Source organism: Dellaglioa sp. CoH-57-MRSF-17, from assembly GCF_056782015.1.
The window spans coordinates 1-271 of sequence record NZ_JBXAXY010000141.1; the positions used below are offsets into that span (position 1 = coordinate 1).

Consider the following 271-nt stretch of genomic DNA (forward strand, 5'->3'; position numbering starts at 1 on the left):
GATCTTCATGATTGCGCTGCGCACCGCCATGCGTGCCGGCGAGATCCTGAATCTGGGCCGCAGCAAGCTGAACATGGAGAAGCGGGTCGCCACGGTCGAGCACAAGATGCAATACAAGACGGGAAAGCCACGGCAGGTTCCGCTATCGCGGCAGGCATTGCGCCTGCTACGCACCGTGGCCGACCGCGAGCGGTGTTTCACGGTGTCATCGGCGACGCTCGATATGCTGTTCCGCAAGGCTCGCGACTTCCTGCTGATCGACGACCTACAT

1 protein-coding gene is annotated in these 271 nt (G+C 61.6%); it reads left to right on the top strand.

The window, feature by feature from the left end; all coding sequences use genetic code 11:
• The coding region (locus AC1RPJ_RS08185) for a tyrosine-type recombinase/integrase (RefSeq protein ID WP_481762911.1) at positions 1-271 on the top strand (271 nt) is incomplete at both ends.